This window comes from Comamonas sp. C24C (genome assembly GCF_053345995.1).
Genome location: NZ_JBKFBC010000003.1, coordinates 192385 through 208051 on the forward strand (window position 1 = coordinate 192385; position 15667 = coordinate 208051).

A 15667-nucleotide genomic window follows, 5' to 3' on the forward strand; every position below is an offset into this window, starting at 1 on the left:
TACATACTATTTGTGTGCGGACTGATTGGGCAGACACTGGCGTCTGCGTACTTGAAGAACTTGAGGCCTCCATGCAGTTTCATTTGAACGGTTTTCGTCCCGGCAACCCCTTGATCGCTCCGGCTTCGCCGCTGGCCCCTGCCCATACCGAGGCCGTTCCGTCGCAGGTCGACGTGCTGATCGTGGGTTGCGGCCCCGCCGGCCTGACGCTGGCCGCGCAGCTGGCGGCCTTCCCGGATATCCGTACCTGCATCGTGGAGCAAAAGGAAGGCCCGATGGAGCTGGGCCAGGCTGACGGCATTGCCTGCCGCACCATGGAAATGTTCGAAGCCTTCGAGTTTGCAGACTCCATCCTCAAGGAGGCCTGCTGGATCAACGACGTCACCTTCTGGAAGCCAGACCCCGGCCAGCCCGGCCGGATCGCCCGCCATGGCCGCGTGCAGGATACGGAAGACGGTCTGTCCGAGTTCCCTCACGTCATCCTGAATCAGGCGCGCGTGCACGACCACTATCTGGAGCGCATGCGCAACTCGCCCAGCCGTCTGGAGCCGCACTACGCCCGCCGCGTGCTGGATGTGAAGATCGACCATGGCGCAGCGGACTATCCGGTCACCGTGACGCTGGAGCGCTGCGACGCCGCCCATGCCGGTCAGATCGAAACCGTGCAGGCCCGCTATGTGGTGGGCTGCGACGGCGCGCGCAGCAATGTGCGCCGGGCCATCGGCCGCCAGCTGGTCGGCGACTCGGCCAATCAGGCCTGGGGCGTGATGGATGTGCTGGCCGTGACGGATTTTCCCGATGTGCGCTACAAGGTGGCCATTCAGTCCGAGCAGGGTAATGTGCTCATCATTCCGCGCGAAGGCGGCCACCTGGTGCGCTTTTATGTGGAGATGGACAAGCTCGATGCCGACGAGCGTGTGGCCAGCCGCAACATCACGGTGGAGCAGCTGATTGCAACCGCCCAGCGCGTGCTCCATCCCTACAAGCTTGACGTCAAGAATGTGCCCTGGTGGTCGGTGTATGAAATCGGCCAGCGCATCTGCGCCAAATATGACGATGTGGTCGATGCCGTGCCCACGCCGGACTCGCCCCTGCCGCGCGTCTTCATCGCCGGCGATGCCTGCCACACCCACAGCCCCAAGGCCGGCCAGGGCATGAATTTCTCCATGCAGGACAGCTTCAACCTGGGCTGGAAGCTGGCCGCCGTGCTGCGCAAGCAATGTGCGCCCGAGCTGCTGCACACCTATTCGTCCGAGCGCCAGGTCGTGGCCCAGCAACTGATCGACTTCGACCGCGAATGGGCCAAGATGTTCAGCGACCCGGCCAAGGAAGGTGGTCAGGGCGGTGTGGACCCCAAAGAGTTCCAGAAGTACTTCGAGCAGCATGGCCGCTTCACGGCTGGCGTGGGCACGCACTATGCGCCCTCCGTGCTGACGGGGCAGGCCACGCATCAGGCACTGGCCAGCGGCTTCACGGTGGGCATGCGTTTCCATTCCGCACCGGTGGTGCGCGTCTCCGACGCCAAGCCCTTGCAGCTGGGCCACTGCGGCAAGGCCGATGGCCGCTGGCGCCTGTATGCGTTTGCAGGGCAGAACGACCTGGCGCAGCCCGAGTCCGGCCTGCTGGCGCTGTGTCGCTTCCTGGAGAGCGACGCGGCATCGCCGCTGCGCCGCTTCACGCCGGCCGGCCAGGATATCGACAGCATCTTTGATCTGCGTGCCGTGTTCCCGCAGGCTTATACCGAGGTGGCGCTGGAGACACTGCCTGCCTTGCTGCTGCCCCCTAAGGGCCAGTTGGGAATGATCGACTATGAAAAGGTGTTCAGCCCTGATCTGAAGAATGCCGGTCAGGACATCTTCGAGCTGCGCGGCATCGACCGCCAGCAGGGTGCTCTGGTGGTGGTGCGTCCCGACCAGTATGTGGCCCAGGTTCTGCCCTTGGGCGACCACGCTGCACTGAGCGCCTATTTCGAGTCCTTCATGCGGGCCTGAGAGCCCATGGCCAAGGACTGCTGATCAGCATCAACGCCTGGAAGGTGTTTCAGGGAGGGCATTGCCCTCCCTTTTTTGCGCCCGGGGCAGAGCGAGTGAGCGCCGCTTGCTACGATGTTTGCTTGTGCTTAAGAGGAGAAGGCATGCTGTTGATCGTCGGTACCGTGCGTTTGCCATCCGAAAACCTGGCGCTTGCGCGACCTGCCATGCGTGCCATGGTGGAAGCCTCGCGTGCCGAGCCGGGCTGTCTTGAATACGGCTATGCCGAGGATGTGCTGGTGCCGGGGCTGATCCATGTGAAGGAGCTGTGGGCCGATCAGGCGGCGCTGGATGCACATTTCGCCTCCGCGCATATCCATGCCTGGCGTGCCGCCTGGCCGGAGCTGGGGATCGGGCAGCGGGATCTGCGCCTGTACGAGGTCCAGGCCCCGCGCGCCACCTGAGCTGTATGCCGCCCGGCTGTGGCCGCCGCTTGAGGGCACCTGGATTGACGGCACCTAGCCTGGAGCCTGCTGCAGCTTGATGATGTCGACCGAAATTTCCACCGCCGTCACGGCGCAGCGGTTTTCCAGCCAGTGCGTGGTGTTTCTGTCTTCGGGCCAGCCCACGCCCGGGCCATAGTCGGTGGCCACGCCGTTTCTGTGGTCGGTAATGCATCCTTCGAGGATGTAGACCATGCCGGGTCGGTCTTTGTGATCGTGAACCGGGCCGAAGACGCCGCCTGGCGCCATGGTCACCAGGCGCATGCGAAGCTGGCGCCCCTCCATGCCTTCGATCTCGGGGCCCAGGTCGAGCGTGGCCAGCATTTGCACTGCCACCCCCCGGGTTTCGGGGACTTGCTGTTGGTTGGACATTCGATGCTCCTTCGCGCCTCGTCAAGGCCATTGAGGCAAGCTGCGTTCGCGCCCGCTGCGGCGGGCCGCCTGTCAGGCCGATTGGCAAAAGTGTGATCTCTTGTCGTTGCCCAGGAAAGCCAAACCCATGTTTTCGGCGTGGCACATTTCCCATGTTCCCTGCTGGGCGGGGAGAGGCGCTGCGGCCTGCACGGCCTGGCGCTTGTCCCCGGAGCAGACGCCTGGAGGGTGATTCCCCGACAATGCGCCCATGACTTCCCAAGAACAACCGCGCAACCCCCTGCATGGGCTGACGCTTGAGCGCATCGTTACCGATCTGGTGGATTATTACGGCTGGCGCGAGCTAGGGCGCCGCGTGCCCGTGCGCTGCTTCAATCTGGACCCCAGCATCTCCTCGAGCCTTAAGTTTCTGCGCAAGACGCCCTGGGCGCGCGAACAGGTAGAGCAGCTGTATGTGCAGACCCAGCGTGCCGATGAGCGCGAGCAGCAGCGGCGCGCGAAAAGAGCGGAGCGCTCCGAGGATTGAGTGAAAGTGAGCACACCACTCATAGTTTGATCTAGATGAAAGAACAGCCGCCATCAGGCGGTTATCTTCGCATGAGGTACGCCCGTTTCACTGCCGGCGGTCGAAAAAACGATTCTTCGCGAATTTCCCGATCCTGCTCTGCTTGCGCTCATGCCCGACACCCCATTTTTCACTGCCCGCCAGTACAAAAGCCTCTGCAACGGCCTGCCGGACCCCACCTTCGTCTTCACTGAGTCGGGACGTTATGCCGCAGTCCTCGGTGGCGAGCATCAGCGCTGCCGCCCTGACGCCACGGCGCTGGTCGGCCGGTTCATTGCCGATGTGCTGGCTCCCTCCAAGGCGCTCTGGTTTCTGCAGCAGATCCGGGAGGCGCTGAGCAGCCAGCGGGTGCTGGTGGTGGAGTACGAGCTGGGCGCAGCCGATCTGTTGGGGCTTCCCCAGGGCGGGCCTGCCGAGGCGACCTGGTTCGAAGGTCGCATCAGTGCCCTGGAGGAGCTGTTCTGGGGTGAACAGGCCGTGGTCTGGGTGGCGGGCAACATCACGGCCAACAAGCGCCTGCAGCAACAGCTGCAGGAGCAGAGCCTGACCGATGAGTTGACGGGGCTGCGCAATCGCCGGGGCTTTATGCGCGAGCTGGCTCAGGCCTATACGGTCCACAGGCAGCAAGGCTTGCCGGCCTGTCTCCTGAGCTTTGATGTGGATTACTTCAGAGCCATCAATGAGGGGTTGGGCCATACCGCAGGGGATCAAGCGCTGCGCGATCTGGCCGCCGCCGTGAGTCCTCTGCTGGCTCCAGAGCATGTGTTCGGTCGCCTGGGTGCCAATGAATTCGCCGTGCTGTGCGGCGGCCGCAGCATTGCCGAGATCACCACCCTGGCGCGAGGGCTGCTGGATGTGGGGCGACAGGCGCTGCAACTGTATGCCACGACCGATCCCGTGCCCACGCTCAGCGTCGGGATTGCGCATTTCCTGCCGACCGACAGCAGCCTGGAGGACATCATGCGCCGCGCGGATCAGGCCTTGTACGCCGCCAAGCGGCAGGCCGGACACCGGGCGGTCGTAGCGGATGGAAACCAATCGAACTACGGCCTGGCCTGAGGCCTGGCAGAAGGGCCCGGCGCCATTGGCCGGGCCACGCCCGCAGAATCAGGCTCCCAGCTGCTGCGCATGGTGGCGCAGATGGTCGTCGACAAAGCTCTGGATGAAATAGTAGCCATGGTCGTAGCCCGCATGCCGGCGCAGCGTGAGCGGTTGGCCAGCCTTGGCGCAGGCGGCTTCGAAGGCTTCGGGCAGCAATTGCTTTTCGATCAGGAACTTGTCGGCCAGGCCCTGGTCGACGAGGATGCCTGCGGGGTAGGGTGCTGCGGTCTGCGCGCTCATCAGCTCGCTGGCGTCATGCCTGGCCCATTCGGCCTTGTCTTCGCCCAGATAGCCGCTGAAAGCCTTGTGGCCCCAGGGGCAGTTGAGCGGGTTGGCAATCGGTGCAAAGGCCGAGACCGACCTGAACCGGCCGGGGTGGCGCAATGCCAGGGTCAGCGCGCCGTGGCCGCCCATGCTGTGGCCGAAGATGCCCAGACGCTGCAGGTCCACGGGCAGCTTGCTGCCGACCTGGGGCAGCAGGTCATTGAGGATGTAGCTCTCCATGCGCCAGTGCAGCGCCCAGGGCCGGGTGGTCGCATCCAGGTAGAAGCCGGCGCCCACGCCAAAGTCCCAGCTGTCGGCCTCGCCCGCCAGGCCAGCGCCGCGTGGGCTGGTATCGGGGCAGATCAGGGCGATATTGAGTTCGGAGGCCAGGCGCTGGGCGCCGGCCTTGATCATGAAGGTTTCTTCGGTACAGGTCAGGCCGGCCAGATAGAGCAGGGCCGGCACCTTCTCACCCATCACGGCCTTGGGCGGCAGATAGACCGAGAACTTCATGGCGAGGCCGGTCTCGGAACTATGGTGTTCGTAATAGCGCTGGGCACCACCAAAGCAGGCATGGGCGTTCTTGAGTTCCATGGCAGTCACTCCTAAAAGAAAAGCTGCTTGCGCTCGTCAATCAAGCGTTTGCAGCTGTTTTATATCTAAATATGAATCAAAGCATGCGCAAGCAGCTATGAAATTCAAAGCACTGGGTGGTTCTTCAAAACTGGCGCGGCCCATCGATGAGACACCGAGGAAGCGCCGCCGCGCACCGAGGGTGTCGTCCCCCTTCCGCGAAGCGAGAAAGGGGGAAGGCGCAGGGCCGCCCAGGCGAAGCGCCTCAGGGAGTTACGAAGCGTCGGCGTAGTTGACCACCGAGCGAATCGACTTGCCTTCGTGCATCAGCTCGAAGGCTTCGTTGATGTGCTTCAGGCCCATGGTGTGGGTCACGAAGGGTTCGAGCTGAATCTTGCCGGCCATAGCATCTTCCACCATGCCGGGCAGCTCGCTGCGGCCCTTGACGCCGCCAAAGGCCGTACCCAGCCACTTGCGGCCGGTCACCAGCTGGAAGGGGCGGGTCTTGATCTCCTGACCGGCACCGGCCACGCCGATGATGACCGACTGGCCCCAGCCGCGGTGGGCGCATTCCAGCGCCGCGCGCATCACCTCCACATTGCCGATGCATTCGAAGCTGTGGTCCACGCCCCAGCCCGTCATCTCGACGATCACTTGCTGGATGGGCTTGTCGAAGTCCTTGGGGTTCACGCAGTCGGTGGCGCCGAAGGTCCTGGCCAGGTCGAACTTGCCGGGGTTGGTGTCGACGGCGATGATGCGGCCGGCCTTGGCCAGCTTGGCACCCTGGATCACGGCCAGGCCGATGCCGCCCAGGCCGAACACGGCCACGGTGTCGCCTTCCTGCACCTTGGCGGTGTTCTTGACGGCGCCCAGACCGGTGGTCACGCCGCAGCCCAGCAGGCAGACCTGCTCGGGGTTGGCATCGGGGTTGACCTTGGCCAGCGAGACGGCGGCAACCACGGTGTATTCGCTGAAGGTCGAGCAGCCCATGTAGTGATAGATGGGCTCGCCCTTGTAGCTGAAGCGTGTCGTGCCGTCGGGCATCACGCCCTTGCCCTGGGTGGCGCGCACTGCCACGCACAGATTGGTCTTGCCGCTCTTGCAGAACAGGCATTCGCCGCACTCAGCGGTGTACAGCGGAATCACATGATCGCCGGGCTGGACGCTGGTCACGCCTTCGCCCACTTCCACCACGATGCCCGCGCCTTCGTGGCCCAGCACGGCGGGGAAGATGCCTTCGGGATCGTCGCCGCTCAGGGTGAAGGCGTCGGTGTGACAGACGCCGGTATGGGTGATCTTGACCAGCACCTCGCCAGCCTTGGGCGGCGCGACGTCGATTTCGACGATTTGCAGGGGTTCTCCGGCTTTGAAGGCTACGGCGGCGCGGGATTTCATGGGCAGGTCTTTCTTGGAAGGCTGAGGATGCGGTGGTTGCCCGAGGCGGCGTCTGGGCCGGGCCGGGCGCACCGGGTGTGAAGTGTGAATGTAGGCGATCCCGTCGCCCTAGGGAAATTCGTGGCCGCAGATGGCGGCTCTTTGGCCGAATGTCACACGGTTCGCGGGATCGTCTTCCGCCGACTGGCGATTCCATGAATCCTGATCAGCCGCTTTGCACTCCGGCTGAGGCCGCCATCATAGGGACGGCATAGCCAGCGTCCATCCTGCCGCTGGCGGGCCCTTGAACATCATCAGCAACTTGACCGCGTTCTTGCTGGCGGTTCGGGCAGCATGCGTCGCAGCATTGATCGTGGAGGACCTGGTCGTCACACCCAAGTCGGATCATCGCGGGCAGCACAGAGTATTGGCGCGCTTAGCGTCTCCAGCTCAATCCTCATTCGGTATCAGCGTCCCCCATACCGGCAGGTGTGCGCCTGACGGCGCCGGGCCATCATAGGCCGGCTGCACTTCAATCGCGGTCTTGCCTGCTTGGCAGTCGATGTACCCCCATTGACTGGGGCGGTAACGCGCCTCGGGGCCATCGGGGGCTCCGACCAGAAACTCGGCCTGAATGTCATAGTCGATCAAGGGCACATGCAGGCTGGCGATATCGCCCTCGCGGCATTCCAGAAAAGGTCGCTTCGGGTCGACCACCCAGGCGCCATAACCCGGGTTGACGTCGGGATCGAAGTGGAACACCGGACCGAGGCGCTGGTCGCGGGCCAGTTCCACCGTGTAGTTGCCGATGGCGATGACCCAGGCGCCTGCGATCTGCACCGGCTGTGCGAAGCGCGCCGTACTCAGGCCTCGCAGACCAAGCGGGCGCTGGCGCTCGCCGTTGTCAAAGGCGTCGTAGCGATTGATCAAGGTGCCTTTGGGGAATAGCTGCTCGCCATAGCGGAAGTCCTCGGGCAGTACAAAGCGCTGTCGGCTTTCTCGATAGTGGGCCCGCAGCGTCACGGCCTCTTCAATCTGCACCAGCTTGCGCGCCAGCACCAGGCCCCAGAGATCGCCGACCAGGGCCAGTATCGCCACCACCACGACGGGCCAGTGCCAGAACGGCGGGCGCTTGGAGCTGGGTGCGTGCCGATGGCGCTGCCACCAGAACAGCCCGCGCAGCAGCAGCCACAGGCTCAGGCCGGCTGCCACCAGGGGAGCGAGCAGCAGCAACAGCATGGGCAGTGTGAAAAGAGGTCCGGGAATCATGGGCGGGCAAAGGGGTAGAAGCCCCGGACTTTAGCAGTGGATGAGTCGGCCGGTCCGAGGTGCCAAGAGGGCTTGCGTATAGTCGAGGCTTGTGCGCTGCAAGTGCCTGCAGCGCTGGTTTTATATGCTTGAACTGCTCTGATTTTTGTATGGAACACCATCACGCTGGCGCCCACCGCGTCGATCTGGTTGTCTACCCCGGCTTCAAGGCGCTGGAAGCCATTGGTCCCATGTCCGTGTTTGACTATGCCAATGTGCATCTGCGGCAGAAGGGCCTGCCTGACGGATATATGGTGCGGGTGGTGGCGTCGCAGGCCGGTCTGGTGCCCTCGGACACTTTGATGGGCTTGCAGGCCAGCCATACCCTGGCGCAGGTCGAGGCCGAGGGCACGGGGTGCACGGTGCTGCTGGTGGGGGCGCGCCATATCGAGCAGGTGCTGGCGGCCTCGCCCGAGCTGGTGGACTGGGTGGCGCGAGTGGCGCCAGGGGTCGGGCGCATGATTGCGTTGTGCAGTGGCAGCTTTTTTCTGGCAGCAGCCGGTCTGCTCGATGAGCGCCGCGCGGCCACGCACTGGAGTGTGGCCGGGGCGCTTGCCCAGCGTTATCCGCGGGTGCAGGTGGATGCCGATGCGATCTACGTGTGCGACGAAATCAAGGACAGCGACGGCATGCGTCAGCTCTGGACTTCGGCTGGCGTCACCGCCGGTATCGATCTGGCGCTGGCGGTGGTGGAGCATGACTTCGGCCATGCGCTGGCGCTGCAGGTGGCGCGCGATCTGGTCATGTATCTCAAGCGCCCCGGCGGTCAGTCGCAGTTCAGCGTTTCCCTGGCCGCACAGGCCACGCAGCACAGCGCCGTGCAGGCCGCCCAGCAGTGGGTGCTGGAGCATCTGGACCAGCCCATGCCGCTGGCGCTGCTGGCGGACAAGGCCGCGATGAGCGAGCGCAACTTTCGCCGCGTCTTTCAGCAGGAGACCGGCTGCAGCCCCAGCAGCTTTGTGGAGAACGCCCGCCTGGAGCGCGCCAAGCAGTTGCTGGAGAATCTGGGCTCCCTGCCGCTCAAGACCGTGGCCGCCAAGGTCGGCCTCGGCTCAGAGCAGGCGCTGCGGCATCTGTTCGTGCGCAAGCTGGGCATCACACCCGTGGCCTATCGGGAGCGGTTCGGAGACTGATGGGCTTGCGGCATTCTGTCGGAAGCAGCCGTTTTTTCGGCCAGCCGATCAGAACAGAGGGCTCTTGAAGAAATCCAGAGCAGCCTTGGCGGCTGCAAAATTGCGCTCGATCTGCGCCTGCTGCTCATCGTGGTTCACGGTCTTGATGACAGGCTCGGCGGCGGGTTTCGCCTTCTTTGGCACGGCATTTCTTTTCCTGTCGAGGCTAGGCGCCTCCGCACGGCATGCCGGTGCCAGTGCTGGCGTCCTGGCCTGCGTTGCCGCAGGGGCGAGCAGCCGGGTCAGATCCAGCGCAGGGTTGAGCTGCCACAGGCAGGACACATAGGTTGCCATGGCCACGGAGGGATCGCCGCGCTCGATGCGCGCCATGGTCGGTTGGGAGATGCCGAGCTTGGCCGCCCACTGCGCCTGTGTTTCGCCCCGTTGCTTGCGCTGCGCCACGATGCCTTGGGCAAGTTCTTCGATCTGTGCCAGGATGGCTGGCGGAAAGTCTGCGGGACTGGTGTTCTGGCGGGGCATTGCGCAATGGTATTTCGATTTGGCGGTCGAAATGAGCAAAACCGGGTGCTGGCCTGTAACCGATGACCAGCGGCAAGGGTGTTCGGGACGGGCGCGCCGGGTACGTAGCGCGGACCAGTTCCATGTCTGTCCTACGGGGCGCCCACCCGAGGTCTGCGAGCATTGGCGGCATATCCGGAGGTTGCGCCATGAAGCTTGTTCACCTGATTTACGCCGTCACCCATTCCCTGATTGCCCTGCTGTTCGGTTTTGCCGCGCTGAGCCTGGTGTGGATTGCCGTGACCAAGGCCTGGGGCGTCATCGTGGGAGGCTTGCAGCCGGAGTCCACGCTGCATGCGGTGGAGGCGCTGGGAATTCTGGCCTCGGGCGTGGTGGCATTGCAGATCTCGCAGACCATGGTGGAGGAGGAAGTGGTGCGCGAGGCCCATATCAGCGGGCCGACGCGGGTACGCCGCTTTCTGTCACGTTTCATGGTGGTGCTGGTGGTGGCCCTGGCGATCGAGGGCCTGGTGGCGACCTTCAAGGCGCAGGAAACCCCCGAGCAGATGCTGTATCCCGCAGCCTTGCTGGTTTCCGTGGGCGTCCTGCTCGCGGGATGGGGCGTGTTCGTGCACCTGAACCGCTCGGCGGAAGAGCTGGAGCCTGAAGCGATGCAGCAGGCCAAGAGCGAAGACCACAAGGTCAGCGACGAGCACTGACAGGAATGTGCCCGGCGGTCAGAGGCAGCGCTGCGAAACGAAAAACGCCCTGAACTGCTTCAGGGCGTTTTCGAGGTCGGCCCAGGAGTCAGGCCGGCAGCCGGTACAGCGTTCCGTTGAATGCCACGGCGCCGCTGCCATGTAGTGCATCGAGCTGCGTCAGCACGAGTTCGCGCACGGGCGCGGTGACGGCGCTCAGGCCCAGCAGCCGGGCCACGGCGGCGGGCAACTCGTCGCGCTGACCACCCAGGCTGGATCTGAGGGCCTGGGCAATCGCTGCACGGATCTCGGCTGGCGGCAGGCAGTCGATGCGGCGCAGATTGGCCGAGCCGACCTCGGAGCGATTGCGTACCCGCACCGCCCGTCCCGGCAGATCGAGAAACTCCCCGTCGACGGCCAGCGCCTCATCGGCCAGCAGCGATTGCCGCGCCTGCTCCAGCGCATCGCGCACGCGGCTGCCCGCGCGTTGCAGACCCCAGAGCGTACGCATGCGGGTGACCAGCTCGTCAAAATGAATCGGTCCTTCCAGCTCCACCGCGCGGCGCATCAGCTGGGCCAGCTGCGTGGTGGATTGCTGATGCAGCTCTCCGGTCGGAACGGCAAAGCGGGCTTCCTGATAAAGGCTGCCGTCATGGGCGGCGGCCAGCTCGGTGTCGGCGCTGCCGGCATCGGACAGTGCTGCGCGCTCTATGACTTCTGTAGCGGCCTGCGCTTGGTACATAAGGGCTGGAGGCTGATTCTCTGCCAAATCCCTGGATTGTCTGGCCGCTTCGACGGCAGCCAGCACGCGCTCGGTCTGGGCGCGCGGCTGGCGGAACCAGTCGCAGCCCCAGATGCGCAGCAGTGTCCAGCCCTGGCTCTCCAGCACCGACTGGCGCAAGCGGTCACGGTCGCGCGCGCTGCGGCTGTGGTGATAGCTCATGCCGTCGCACTCGATGCCGAGCAGATAGCGCCCTGGCTGCTCGGGGTCGACCACGGCCAGGTCGATGAAAAAGCCCGCAATGCCGATCTGCGTCTGCAGCTGCAGACCCTGGGCCGTCAGCGCCTCGTACACATCTTCTTCAAGCGGCGACTCCAGATCGCGTCCGCTGACACTGGCCAGGGCCAACTGGCCGGTGGCCGCGTATTGCAGGAATACCTTGAGCGCAGCCACGCCCTTGCCTTTTCCGCGTTCCAGATCGATGTCGTCGGCGGTGATGGATGAAAACACCTCACAGCGCTGCTTGGCGCGCGAGATCAGCACGTTCAGCCGGCGCTCGCCTCCATCGGCGCTCACCGGGCCGAAGCGCATTGGCAGATAGCCTTGCGCATTGCGCGCATAGGCCACAGAAATAAAGATCACATCGCGCTCGTCGCCCTGCACGTTTTCCAGGTTCTTGATGAAGAAGGGCTCGTTGGGATGGGCGACAAAAAAGGGCTCGGCCTCGGGCTGCTGGCGACGCAGCAGTTCCAGCTCGTCCTGGATGGCGACTTTCTGCTGCAGCGAGAAAGCGGCCACGCCCAGGCTGAGCTGTGGCGACTGCAGTGCGTGCTGCATGATCGCGCGCGCAATGGTCTGTGCCTCGACACGGTTGATGCGGCTGGCGCCGCTGTCAAAGCGGCCTTCGGGCAGATGGTGAAAGCGCAGCCCCATGCCCGAGCGAGTGGTATAGGGGCTGGGCACGACGTAAAGGCCGCTGTTGTAGAACTGCTGGTTGGACACCGCTATCAGCGACTGGTGGCGGCTGCGGTAGTGCCAGCGCAGCATGAGCTGGGGCATGCCCTTGGCCAAGCACAGGCTCAGAATGCTCTCCACATCGGCTGCTCCGGCGATGAGCTGGCTGACGTCCCCGTTCACGTCCTCGTCGTCGAAGTCCTCCTGCTCGCTGGTCATGCGCGAGAAAAATCGCGTGGGCGGCAACTGCCGGTCATCGCCCACCACCACCAGCTGCCTGCAGCGGGCGATGGCGCCGAGCGCATCCACGGGCTCTATCTGGCTGGCCTCGTCGATCACCAGCAGGTCGAACTCGACCGCGCCTGGCTCCAGAAACTGGGCCACGGACAGCGGGCTCATCATGAACACGGGCTTGATGGCCTGGACGGCCTCACCTGCGAGCTTGAACAGCTTGCGCAGCGGCATATGGCCGCGCTTGCGCGCAATCTCGCCATTGAGCACGCCAAGCGGGCCCATGCCGGATGCGCTGCGGGGCACCTGCTCGTAATGCGAGAGTGCCGACTGGGCGCGCGCGAGCTCTATGCGCTCCAGATCCAGCGCCCGGAACTGGCGCACCTTCTGGCTGTGCTGATCGCCGTTGAAGGCGACCAGCTCGGGGTGAGCCTGGGTGGCCTGACGCAGCAGAGACTCGTAATAGGCTCGCTCCAGGCTGGCGGGCAGGGCATCTTGTGCAATGGATGCATTCTCGAGCTGCTGCACCAGGGCGGCCATGCCGGCTGCGCGCGCCTGCTCCCGGGTGGCGTGGTAGGAGGTCCAGTCCAGCAAGGCGTCCGGCTCGGCGAGCCATTGCCCGAGTCGCTCGCCGAAATCCGTCAGCGGGATACGGGCCAGGTCGGCGGCGTCAAAAGCTTCCTGCGTATCGAGCTGGTAGCCGCTCAGCACGCCTTGCGCAGCATTCTCGAATGCCTGCCGCGATGCATCGGCCCTGGCGGCCAGCTCCGCGCAATGTGCGGGTGATGGCAGCTGGGCATAGAGCTGGCGAAAGGCAGCACTGCGGCCCCGTCCGTCGGGGCCGGCCATCCAGCCCAGCACGGCCTGCAATTGCGCCCAGTCGCTTTGCTCGCCCAGCCACAGGCTGCCAAAGGCATCTGCCCCCAGGGTCTGCTGCTGGCCCAGGCTCTGGCGCAGCTGCTGGGCTCCGATCAGGCTGTCGAGCAGGTTCAGACGCTCTGCCCGTGAGCTCGGCAATGTCGTTTTCAGCTGGCCCTTGAGGCTGGCCATCGCTGCGCGGTAGCCGCTGTTGAAAATGCGAAACAGCGAGTCGCCATGTGCGGCGATGCTTTGGCGCGGGGCGTTCCAGTCCGCCGTCCAGGCGGATTCTGCAAAGCTGCCGCGCAGGCTCTGCGCCTGCCGGCTGAACTGGGCGCCGCATTCGACCAGCTTGTGCAGGTGGCCCAGGCCCTGATCCCAGATGCTGCTGGCGACGGCCTGCCGGTCTAGGGACGGGGCACTGGCGAGCTGCTGCGCCAGCGCGATCTGCTCATGCAGAGTCTGCAGGGTCTGTGCGGCCGGCGTGCTCAGGGATTGCGCCAACAGCGCACTATCGTGCTGCAACCGGGCCAGTATTGCCTGCAGCGTGGGCAGTTGCTGGGCGAAACGTTGCGCATCGAGCTTGAGCAGTGCCGGGTGGCAAACGCCGCGCCATGCGTGCCCGGTCACCGGGCTCACCTTGGACGCCGCCTGGCGCAGCGCTTCGGCAATCTGCTGGCGTGAACGAAAGCCCTCGGGCGACCAGTTCTGTGCGTCTTGCAGCAGATCGGGCAGATGCGCGATCTGCACCGCATCCAGCCGCGCCAGCTGGCCCAGGATCTGGTAGGGCGTGAGTGCGCAGGGCGCCAGCGCCTGATGCATGGTCCGGCTGTGCGCGTTGAGCTGCTGCTGCACGCTGCTCAGCTCGTGGATGATTTGCTCGCGGTGCTCCACACGCGGCTTGCCCAGATCGCGCGTTGCCTTGAGCTCTTCCAGCACCTTGCGCTTGTGGGTGTGGTGGCTGTGCAGTTCCAGGCAGGCGGGTCCCAGGCCCACGGATTTGAGGCGCCGGTTCACCACCTCCAGCGCGGCCATCTTCTCGGAGATGAACAGCACTTTCTTGCCATCGGCAATCGCTGCTGCAATCACGTTCGTGATGGTCTGGGACTTGCCCGTGCCCGGCGGGCCCTGGATGACGAGGTTCTCGCCTCGGCGCACTGCTTCTATGGCCAGTGACTGCGAGCTGTCCGCATCGACCACATGGCGCTGGCTGTCCACGGGGATCAACTGGTCGATATCGGCGTCTTCGGGGAACAGATGTTCGCGAGCCTCGAAGCCCTGCCGCAGCGTGGCGGCAATCAGTGCCTGCCGGTCGAGTCGCTTTTCCGGCGGCCAGGTCGCAGCATCCAGATCGCGGTACATCAGGAATTTGGCAAAGCTGAAGAAGCCCAGCGTCATGGCATCGGGCAGCACCTGCCAGCCGGGCTGGGCGGCAGCCATGGTTGTGACCGAGGCCAGATAGGCGGCGGGATCGAAGTCGTCGCCGGCATTGAATTCGGGCAGCTCCAGGCCAAAGTCGGCCTTGAGCTTGGCCGCCAGCGACAGGTTCTCTGCCGCATCCTCCTGCAACCAGGACAGGGTGAAGCGCTCGGCTGCGCTTTTGCGCTCCAGTGCCACGGGCAGCAGAATCAGCGGCGCAAATCGCGGCTTTTCGGGCGCATTGCGGTCAAACCATTGCAGCTGACCCAGGGCCAGAAAAAGGATGTTGACGCCCTGTTCCTCGATGAAGGTGCGGGCGTCGGAGTACATGTCCAGCAGGCGGCGCTGCAGCTTCTCGCTGGACAGGCGCGTCTGCAGCTTCAGGTCACGATGGCGCTGGGCCACACCGCGCGCATCGAGCTGCTCGTCGACGCCTTCCTCGGGCTGGGGCAGGGCGGGGGTGGCCGGTGTCTCTTGTTCCTCGGCCGGGTCGGCGGCTACTTGCTCCTCATCGGCCTTGGCCGGCGCAAAGCTCATGGACTTGCTTTCGCCCGCCAGCAGGCGATAGACCTCGTCCGTGCGCTCATCCGCGAAATGCAGCACGCGTGCCGTGGCGGCCTGAGGCAGGCTCAGGAGACGGTTGCGTGTGGACAGGTCCAGCAGTGCCTGGCGGCTTTTTTCGAGTTGGCGGGCGATGGGCGCTGCGGCCTCGTCAGGCATGGATTCGGTAGCGTCTGCGACTGCGCCGTGATTCACATTGGCGGACATGGATTTCCCAGATCAATCAGTAGCCGCTCACTGTACTGGGAAAACAGCCTGCGAAGCAGGTGCGCGCAGGCCCGTCATCTTGCGCTCTCTAGAACGGAAGGCGCATGAAGGCAACCAGACTGGTGTAGCGATAGCCGCTGCCGCCGCTGGAAAGCGCCGATGCATGGTCCTGGCTGCTGGTCAGGCCCACTTTCCACTGAACCGCTGCCCGATGCGGAGAAGACAGGTACAGGCCGGCATGCCAGAGCTGCTGGCCTTCGCCATCAATGTACTGGCGTCCGGCGTCTGCATTGACGCTGAGCACCACGCCATCGGTGATCGCCTTCTTCCACATCACGCCCAGGGCAGCCTCGCGAA

General features: G+C 64.7%; 13 protein-coding genes. 6 read left to right on the forward strand and 7 right to left on the reverse strand.

What is annotated here, in order from left to right:
* Positions 1–71: 71 nt before the first annotated feature.
* Positions 72–1991, forward strand: a complete 1920-nt coding sequence (locus tag ACLBXN_RS07780) for an FAD-binding monooxygenase (protein ID WP_447611735.1) — start codon at positions 72–74, stop codon at positions 1989–1991.
* Positions 1992–2134: 143 nt separating this feature from the next.
* Positions 2135–2434, forward strand: coding sequence for a putative quinol monooxygenase (locus tag ACLBXN_RS07785; protein ID WP_447611736.1), 300 nt, complete (start codon positions 2135–2137; stop codon positions 2432–2434).
* A 54-nt stretch (positions 2435–2488) separates the two neighbouring features.
* Here ACLBXN_RS07785 and ACLBXN_RS07790 read toward each other — a convergent pair whose 3' ends face one another.
* The gene (locus ACLBXN_RS07790) at positions 2489–2845 is read right to left on the reverse strand and encodes a cupin domain-containing protein (protein WP_447611737.1); all 357 of its coding nucleotides are present in this window, start codon (positions 2843–2845) and stop codon (positions 2489–2491) included.
* 250 nt (positions 2846–3095) lie between these two features.
* Here ACLBXN_RS07790 and ACLBXN_RS07795 point away from each other — a divergent pair, with 250 nt between their 5' ends.
* Together ACLBXN_RS07795 and ACLBXN_RS07800 are read left to right on the forward strand one after the other, a co-directional pair.
* Positions 3096–3371, forward strand: a complete 276-nt coding sequence (locus tag ACLBXN_RS07795) for a VF530 family protein (RefSeq protein ID WP_211458484.1) — start codon at positions 3096–3098, stop codon at positions 3369–3371.
* 150 nt (positions 3372–3521) lie between these two features.
* Positions 3522–4469, forward strand: a complete 948-nt coding sequence (locus ACLBXN_RS07800; protein ID WP_447611738.1) for a diguanylate cyclase — start codon at positions 3522–3524, stop codon at positions 4467–4469.
* Positions 4470–4517: 48 nt separating this feature from the next.
* Here ACLBXN_RS07800 and fghA read toward each other — a convergent pair whose 3' ends face one another.
* From fghA to ACLBXN_RS07815, 3 genes are all read right to left on the reverse strand, one after another.
* A complete protein-coding gene (gene fghA, locus ACLBXN_RS07805; protein WP_447611739.1) occupies positions 4518–5369 on the reverse strand; it encodes an S-formylglutathione hydrolase in 852 nt (283 codons plus the stop codon).
* A gap of 252 nt (positions 5370–5621) precedes the next feature.
* On the reverse strand, positions 5622–6743 hold the full coding sequence (locus tag ACLBXN_RS07810; protein ID WP_407713829.1) for an S-(hydroxymethyl)glutathione dehydrogenase/class III alcohol dehydrogenase: 1122 nt from the start codon (positions 6741–6743) through the stop codon (positions 5622–5624).
* A gap of 429 nt (positions 6744–7172) precedes the next feature.
* Entirely contained in the window at positions 7173–7961 is a 789-nt protein-coding gene (locus ACLBXN_RS07815; protein ID WP_447611740.1) for a hypothetical protein, read from the reverse strand.
* A 179-nt stretch (positions 7962–8140) separates the two neighbouring features.
* On the opposite strand from ACLBXN_RS07815, the gene ACLBXN_RS07820 reads away from it, so the two are divergent.
* Positions 8141–9163 carry a GlxA family transcriptional regulator gene (locus tag ACLBXN_RS07820; RefSeq protein WP_447611741.1) on the forward strand — a complete coding sequence of 341 codons (1023 nt, stop codon included), beginning with the start codon at positions 8141–8143 and terminating at the stop codon, positions 9161–9163.
* A 48-nt stretch (positions 9164–9211) separates the two neighbouring features.
* Here ACLBXN_RS07820 and ACLBXN_RS07825 read toward each other — a convergent pair whose 3' ends face one another.
* Positions 9212–9682 carry a helix-turn-helix domain-containing protein gene (locus ACLBXN_RS07825; protein WP_447611742.1) on the reverse strand — a complete coding sequence of 157 codons (471 nt, stop codon included), beginning with the start codon at positions 9680–9682 and terminating at the stop codon, positions 9212–9214.
* Between the two features lie 188 nt (positions 9683–9870).
* Here ACLBXN_RS07825 and ACLBXN_RS07830 point away from each other — a divergent pair, with 188 nt between their 5' ends.
* Entirely contained in the window at positions 9871–10380 is a 510-nt protein-coding gene (locus tag ACLBXN_RS07830; protein WP_043005525.1) for a hypothetical protein, read from the forward strand.
* Between the two features lie 88 nt (positions 10381–10468).
* On the opposite strand, the gene ACLBXN_RS07835 is transcribed toward ACLBXN_RS07830, so the two are convergent.
* A complete protein-coding gene (locus ACLBXN_RS07835; protein ID WP_447611743.1) occupies positions 10469–15310 on the reverse strand; it encodes a DUF3320 domain-containing protein in 4842 nt (1613 codons plus the stop codon).
* Positions 15311–15398: 88 nt separating this feature from the next.
* A partial coding sequence (locus ACLBXN_RS07840) for a hypothetical protein (protein ID WP_447611744.1) occupies positions 15399–15667 on the reverse strand: 269 nt, incomplete at its 5' end.